Origin of the sequence: Vibrio sp. 10N.247.311.49, from assembly GCF_041467655.1 — a bacterium.
Classification (GTDB): domain Bacteria; phylum Pseudomonadota; class Gammaproteobacteria; order Enterobacterales; family Vibrionaceae; genus Vibrio; species Vibrio crassostreae_C.
The window spans coordinates 21,911-28,970 of sequence record NZ_JBFSVA010000037.1; the positions used below are offsets into that span (position 1 = coordinate 21,911).

Sequence of the window (7,060 nt, forward strand, 5' to 3'; positions counted from 1 at the left end):
GGAATGACGAACTCGGTGATGAACCTTCGAGCTATAGGCTCTAACATACGCTCTCGAACGCTCAGTCTGTCACTATCCAAAGATAGACTCTGGCAAATTTCATCGAACACCCCGTCATTCCGACGAGCCAAGGCGAGATCAGGAATCTCTTTCCTAGCAACTCTCTATTCAAATTAAGCCTGTTCTGATTCCACAATCTTCTTCAAAGAGTGTGGATGCAGCTTGATGCAAATCCCTTGATGTTTAAAAGCCACTGTTGGGTTATTCAAGCGTTCACCCTCGCCTTTCGGGCTAGAGAGTTTGATCTTAACGCCTTGCTCACCCAGCGTTTCAAAGTTAGCAGCGAACTGCGGGTAAGTTTCTTTAAGATCCGCTAGATACTCATCAGCTGTTTGGGCATGAGAAGGAATCACAAACTCTACATGTTCCCAATCTTGGCTTGGGTAAATCTTACCTTCTGCTGGATATGGCAGCTCCAAACATTCAATTTTCCAGCCAAGGCTTTGCAAGGGTTCATCGAAAGCCAACACCACAATTGGACGACCATTAATCATCGCCTCAGAAATCGTAGAGCCGTACTCAGACCACGCTTGATGGGCAGATTTCGCTAGCTCAGTGTCATTGATTCGCAGCGCAATATGATCCGCTTGAGCAAAGCTTAAATCCAAACCTAATGTATTTCCTAGGCTCTCGATTTTTGCCATAAAAGTATCAAGGCGGGCGATCATTTGTTGTGGTTCTAGTTCAGCTTGCTTCAGGCTCATCATCATTGTCTGTGTTCTCCAAATAATGGCTGCATGTTATCAGTTTTGCCTTTTGCAACAAGCGTTGCTTTTACAAAAAACACTCAATAACTATGTTCTTTTCGCTCCTTAAACATGCAAACGCGTCTTGCTAAAAGTCGATTGTCAAAAACCACTCAGGAAATGTTAATTTTCTATCAATTCGACCTATAAGAAACCGCACAAAATTGGTATGATTACCGCCATTTCTGTGAACTTAAACAGAGTCTGCTGCTGATTTTGGCATTAAATCGTTAACTAGAAGCATAATTAACCAATTTAATGACCAAGAATTAACGGCCACTCTTATCATCCTTGAATTGAAGGAAACGCGTGTGAATATCCAAGCACTTATTAATGACAAAGTATCTCAGGCTCTAGAAGCCGCTGGCGCACCTGCAGGCTCTCCTGCTGCTGTTCGTCAATCTGCAAAACCACAGTTTGGTGACTACCAAGCAAACGGCGTTATGGGCGTTGCTAAACGACTAGGCACTAACCCACGAGAATTTGCTCAAAAAGTATTGGACGTTCTAAACCTAGACGGTATCGCGTCTAAAGTTGAAATCGCAGGTCCGGGTTTCCTAAACATCTTCCTAGATGAAGCTTTCCTAGCCAAACAAGCAGACGCAGCATTGGCTGACTCTCGCCTTGGTGTTGCCGTTGCTGAAACGCAAACTATTGTTGCGGATTACTCTGCGCCAAACGTTGCTAAAGAAATGCACGTTGGTCACCTACGTTCAACTATCATCGGTGATGCAGTAGTTCGTACTCTAGAATTTCTAGGCCACAACGTTATCCGCGCTAACCACATCGGTGACTGGGGTACTCAATTCGGTATGCTTATCGCAAACCTTGAGCGCGTTCAGGCTGAGTCTGGTGAAGTTTCAATGGAACTTGCTGACCTTGAAGGCTTCTACCGTGAATCTAAAAAGCTCTACGATGAAGACGAAGAGTTCGCAGTTAAAGCACGTGGCTACGTTGTTAAACTGCAAAGCGGCGACGAGTTCTGCGCAGAGATGTGGAAGAAGCTTGTTGACGTAACAATGATTCAAAACCAACGCAACTACGATCGTCTAAACGTGTCTCTAACACGTGATGACGTAATGGGCGAAAGCATGTACAACCACATGCTTCCAACTATTGTTGCGGATCTGAAAGAGCAAGGTCTTGCAAAAGAAGATGACGGCGCACAGGTTGTATTCCTAGACGAATACAAAAACAAAGATGGCGACCCAATGGGCGTTATCATCCAGAAACGTGACGGCGGCTTCCTTTACACAACCACTGATATCGCTTGTGCAAAATACCGTTTTGAAGAACTAGGCGCAGACCGCGTACTTTACTTCATCGACTCACGTCAGCACCAACACCTAATGCAAGCTTGGACTATCGTTCGTAAAGCAGGTTACATCCCAGAATCTGTTTCTCTTGAGCACCACGCATTCGGCATGATGCTAGGTAAAGACGGTAAACCATTCAAGACTCGTGCAGGCGGTACTGTTCGTCTTGCTGATCTTCTTGATGAAGCCGAAGTTCGTGCAGCGCAGCTAATCGAATCTAAGAACCCAGAACTAGCAGAAGACGAGAAGAAAGCGATCGCGAACACTGTTGCTATGGCAGCGGTTAAGTACGCAGACCTTTCTAAGCACCGCACTACTGACTACGTGTTCGATTGGGACAACATGCTTGCATTCGAAGGCAACACAGCACCATACATGCAGTACGCATACACTCGTGTTGCTTCTGTATTTGCTAAAGCTGGCATTTCTATGGACTCGCTTGAAGGTGAAATCAAAATCACTGAAGAGAAAGAGAAAGCGCTTATCGCGAAACTTCTACAGTTTGAAGAAGCAGTACAGTCTGTTGCTCGTGAAGGTCAACCACACATCATGTGTAGCTACCTGTTCGAACTAGCTGGTCAATTCTCTAGCTTCTACGAAGCGTGCCCTATCCTAGTTGCTGAAGACAAAGCTGTTAAGCAGAGCCGTCTGAAGCTTGCTGCACTAACAGCGAAGACGATCAAGCAAGGTCTATCGCTTCTAGGTATCGACACTCTAGAGCGCATGTAAGCGATTCGAGATTCGAGATTCGAGATTCGAGATTCGAGATTCGAGATTCGAGATTCGAGAAAATTAGAAAGGTTGACGTGAAAGCGTCAACCTTTTTTTTGTCTGGAGGTTTGTTTACTCGATTATTTAAGCGATTAGCTAACCTACACTGCAAGAGATCTCCTATTACGCTCATTCGTCGCTCTAGGAGATGACGAGAATAGGTGTAGTGAATCCAAGACAACATCAATGATGCGCCATCAAACCACACCAAATCGTTATCCCTCTTCTCACCATCATTCCCTACAGTGAGGGACGAACGTGATAGGGAATCTGCTTATTGAGAACGTAAGCCCTAGCCACATTCAAACTCCGACCTTATACTCATGTAAAACAATTAATTGGAAAGATCATGAGCTTCGAACTTCACCCGCAACTTGCGAAAGACACCACACTTATCGGCGAATTTCCACTGAGCTTAGCCCTGCTACACAAAGATAACGCAGTGCCTTGGGTTATCTTGGTACCAAAACGTGCCAACCTAAAAGAGTTGCACCACTTACCAATGAAAGGGCAACAGCAGTTCCTACATGAATCTCAGGCGGTAAGCCAAGCATTAGAAGCAACGTTCCAACCAGACAAATTGAACCTTGGTGCGCTGGGTAATATGGTGCCACAACTGCACATCCACCATATTGCACGCTTCAAAGACGACATTGCTTGGCCCGGCCCAGTATGGGGTAATACAAAAGGCGAACAGCGCAGTGAAGAAGATCAAGCCGCTATCCTGACTCGTATCCAAAACGTTCTGTCACTGAGCTCTATCTTCAAGAAAGCATAATTCGAGTTCATCTCATTGAGCTTTAAAGCAAAACACTTCAGAAAAGACACATAACAAAAAGCCGCTCATCTTAGATAAGCGGCTTTGTCATTTTCTAATCTCGCCTTTTTCAACGAGAGTCTGAAGACCGAACTACATCATCACGTTAAGCGACAAACCATCTTGTTTGCTGATGGTGTAGCGAATACGCGTTGTATGACCATGCTTATTCGTATCGACCAAGCGAGAAACTTTCCCTTTCTTGACCCAAACACTCAGCATCGCATCGACGCCATCTTCACTCATGCCAAACTTTGCAGCGAGCTCTTTACGAGCCGCAACGCCGTGGCTATCAATGTATTGATGAAGTTCAGTTAAAATCATACTACTTGCACCTCTAGTGCTTTCTGCTTACTGCCCACTTTCTTGAAGACGCGATACGTCACCACAAAACCACCAGCAATCGCCACCATCCATACTGCACTTGTCACAGGATGCGCAGCAAAGTTTGCCGCTTGGTAGTAGAAAGTCGCACCAAAGTAACCAAGAGCCATCGTCCAAACCGCGATGAAGCGTGCAAACGTCTGACCAAATTCACGAACATAAGCACCCATCGCGGCCACACAAGGCGTGTAAAGCAGGATAAGAATCAAGTAAGCGAATGCCGCATGACCAGATACAAACTTGTCTTTCAAGTTACCAAAGATAGAGGTATCGACGTCTTGGTCAGCTGCTACAGAATTAGAGTCAGACAAGTCGCCAACTTCAATACCTAATGGATCTGAGTAGCTCAATCCGGCTAGGTTTTCAGGGATCGTCATTACCGCTTCTTGCAGGCTTGCTGCTAAGTCAAACTCAGCTGCTTCTTCATCAGAAGGCGTTGTATATAGGCTATTTAATGTACCAACAACGGCTTCTTTAGCGAAAATACCTGTGATGATACCAACCGTTGCAGGCCAGTTCTCTTCAGTAATACCAATTGGTTGGAATACAGGTGTTACAACTTGAGCTGCTCTAGACAGTACTGAGTTTTCGCTATCTTCGTTACCAAAGCTGCCGTCCATACCTAGAGAGTTTAGGAAGCTAAGAATAGCCACAACCATCACGATTGTTTTACCTGCACCAAGTACGAAACGCTTCAGCTTCTGCCAAGTTTTCAACATTACGTTTTGCACTGTCGGCAATTCGTAATCTGGCATTTCCATCACTAAGCTATCACTGCTACCTGGGTAGATCGTGTTTTTCAGGAACAAACCCGTAAATACAGAAGCAACGATACCCATGATGTACAGAGCGAATACTACGTTTTGTCCTGCACCTGGGAAGAACGCCGCCGCGAACAGTGCGTATACCGGTAAACGAGCACCACATGACATAAACGGCGCCATTGATGCTGCTAGTTTACGTTCGCGCTCTTGGTCAAGAGTACGAGTTGCCATGATTGAAGGCACGTTACAACCAAAGCCCAGTACAAGTGGGACAAATGCTTTACCCGGTAAACCAATCTTCTGCATCACTTTATCAAGTACAAATGCAGCACGAGCCATGTAGCCTGAGCTTTCTAGTACCGCTAAGAATAGGTAAAGCGCTGCGATAACAGGAATAAAGGTCGCAACCGTTTGGATACCGCCGCCAATACCATCAGCAAGTACAGTGACTAACCAAACTGGTAAATGGCCATCTAATAAGTGGTGTCCACCATCAACTAATATTGCTCCAACACCAATATCGAAGAAGTCGATAAACGCACTACCGATATTGATAGAGAACATGAACATTAGGTACATGATAACGAAGAAGAAAGGAATACCGACCCATTTGTTCAAAATGAATTGGTCTGCTTTCTCTGTAAAGTTACGGCTTAGTTTGCCTTCGCTGCGACGAACACTTTTACAAAGGTCATGTAAGAAAGTGTATTTAGCGTCAGCAACAGCAAGGTCAATATCGAAATCGGCACCAAGACGCACGCTATCAATTTGAGTGCGAGTTTGTGGGGCTAAACCATTCAATACCAAGTAATCATTTTCTAAAGCACGAATCGCTAGCGCTCGGTGAGATACGTCAGCATCATCAAATTGTGACTCAACAGAAGGGATAAGAGCTTCTAACGCGGCATCGTAATCAATAGAGATAGGGTCAAGGCTCACACCTTGAACAAGCAGTTTATGCAGACGCTCTTTAAAGCGAACCACTTGACCTTTATCGTTTGCAGACAAGCTTAGAACTGGGCAACCTAGCTCTTTCTCTAGTGCTTTAAGGTTAATCACCTGACGTTCGCGCTTTAATACATCCATTTTGTTCAACACAACGATCATTGGGCGACCCAACTCACGCAGCTGTAATGTCATATATAAGCTTCGTTCTAGACAGTTAGCGTCGACAACATTGATGATCACATCTGCTGGGTGAGTTAAAACAGCGCGAGACGCGATAGACTCATCGATGCTGTTCGCATCATTACCACTGTCTAGTGCGTAGATACCCGGTAAATCCGTTAGTTGAAACTGATCACCAGCGTGCGAGTATAAACCCGTCTTCTTTTCAACAGTGACACCAACCCAGTTACCAACGTGCTGCTTAGCACCAGTCAGTGCGTTGAACAGTGTTGTTTTACCACTATTCGGGTTACCAACGGTAAGAACTTGATAATCCATTTAGATAACCTCGATTTGTTCTGCAATGCTTTCACGAATGGCGATAGAAACACCTCTCACTTCAACTTGAAGCGGATCACCCATAGGTGCACGGCGGATAAGCGTCACCTCGGTTTTTGGCAACATACCCATGACCATAAGTTTCTTCCTTACGTCTGGTGTTAAACCTGTTAGTGCAACAATAGAAGCCGCCTTTCCTTGCTCTAGTTGTGAGAGTTTCATAAGTACCCAATTCGTGACTGATAATGAGAAAGATTGTTATTAACGCCATGATACACATACATGCCCACAATTCTATTGTGTGAAATCAATGTTTTCGAAAATACATACTCGTAAGTTTCGTTAAAAACGTTTACGTCAAAAACGTTACTTTCAACAACTAGCGAGAACTACCTCACTAGTACAAACCCTCCCAAACAAAAACAAATCATTAATTATCAACCACTTGAGAAAATGTCGGTTTTATCATAGGTATCTGTCGTTAATTTTATAAGTAAAATAAGTAGCTGGACGTATAGTTACTCCATCTAAGAGAAACTACTTCTCTTTAATTTTATTCCAGAGGTGATATGGCTTTGCTATATCACTCCGGCAGCAAGCGAAGGTGTCGTTGGCACCCGTGGTATAGTCCCCCCGGCTATGCCACGATATTTTTTTTCTTCCCTTTGTTTTATCCCAACAACCTTTTTAAACTCCCCATTTATCTCGTATCTCGTATCTCGTATCTCGTATCTCGTATCTCGTATCTCGTATCTC

Annotated in this window: 6 protein-coding genes; 2 read left to right on the plus strand and 4 right to left on the minus strand. The window is 44.5% G+C overall.

Annotated elements, in window-relative coordinates:
- Positions 1 to 173: 173 nt before the first annotated feature.
- Complete coding sequence (locus AB6E54_RS21615) at positions 174 to 770, minus strand: VOC family protein (RefSeq protein ID WP_102398069.1); 597 nt, start codon at positions 768 to 770, stop codon at positions 174 to 176.
- 347 nt (positions 771 to 1,117) lie between these two features.
- Between AB6E54_RS21615 and argS the strand changes: the two genes are divergently transcribed.
- Both argS and AB6E54_RS21625 read left to right on the plus strand, forming a co-directional pair.
- Entirely contained in the window at positions 1,118 to 2,851 is a 1,734-nt protein-coding gene (gene argS, locus AB6E54_RS21620) for an arginine--tRNA ligase (RefSeq protein ID WP_017070297.1), read from the plus strand.
- A 391-nt stretch (positions 2,852 to 3,242) separates the two neighbouring features.
- Positions 3,243 to 3,671: an HIT domain-containing protein gene (locus tag AB6E54_RS21625; RefSeq protein WP_372106384.1), complete on the plus strand. Its 429-nt coding sequence runs from the start codon at positions 3,243 to 3,245 to the stop codon at positions 3,669 to 3,671.
- A gap of 132 nt (positions 3,672 to 3,803) precedes the next feature.
- Here AB6E54_RS21625 and AB6E54_RS21630 read toward each other — a convergent pair whose 3' ends face one another.
- The 3 genes from AB6E54_RS21630 to AB6E54_RS21640 are packed head-to-tail and all read right to left on the minus strand — an operon-like array spanning position 3,804 to position 6,526.
- Complete coding sequence (locus tag AB6E54_RS21630) at positions 3,804 to 4,034, minus strand: FeoC-like transcriptional regulator (protein WP_017061938.1); 231 nt, start codon at positions 4,032 to 4,034, stop codon at positions 3,804 to 3,806.
- Positions 4,031 to 6,304 (minus strand): Fe(2+) transporter permease subunit FeoB, encoded by a 2,274-nt coding sequence (gene feoB / locus AB6E54_RS21635; protein WP_372106385.1) that lies wholly within the window; start codon positions 6,302 to 6,304, stop codon positions 4,031 to 4,033. The genes AB6E54_RS21630 and feoB overlap by 4 nt, the downstream gene beginning before the upstream one ends.
- Entirely contained in the window at positions 6,305 to 6,526 is a 222-nt protein-coding gene (locus AB6E54_RS21640; RefSeq protein WP_004734203.1) for a FeoA family protein, read from the minus strand. It lies immediately after the preceding gene.
- Positions 6,527 to 7,060 lie beyond the last annotated feature (534 nt).

Bases quoted from the DNA above. Each gene is read 5' to 3' on its own strand.
- AB6E54_RS21615 (WP_102398069.1), bottom strand. From the start codon at position 770: ATGATGATGAGCCTGAAGCAAGCTGAACTAGAACCACAACAAATGATC.
- AB6E54_RS21640 (WP_004734203.1), bottom strand. From the start codon at position 6,526: ATGAAACTCTCACAACTAGAGCAAGGAAAGGCGGCTTCTATTGTTGCA.
- AB6E54_RS21630 (WP_017061938.1), bottom strand. From the start codon at position 4,034: ATGATTTTAACTGAACTTCATCAATACATTGATAGCCACGGCGTTGCG.
- feoB (WP_372106385.1), bottom strand. From the start codon at position 6,304: ATGGATTATCAAGTTCTTACCGTTGGTAACCCGAATAGTGGTAAAACA.
- AB6E54_RS21625 (WP_372106384.1), top strand. From the start codon at position 3,243: ATGAGCTTCGAACTTCACCCGCAACTTGCGAAAGACACCACACTTATC.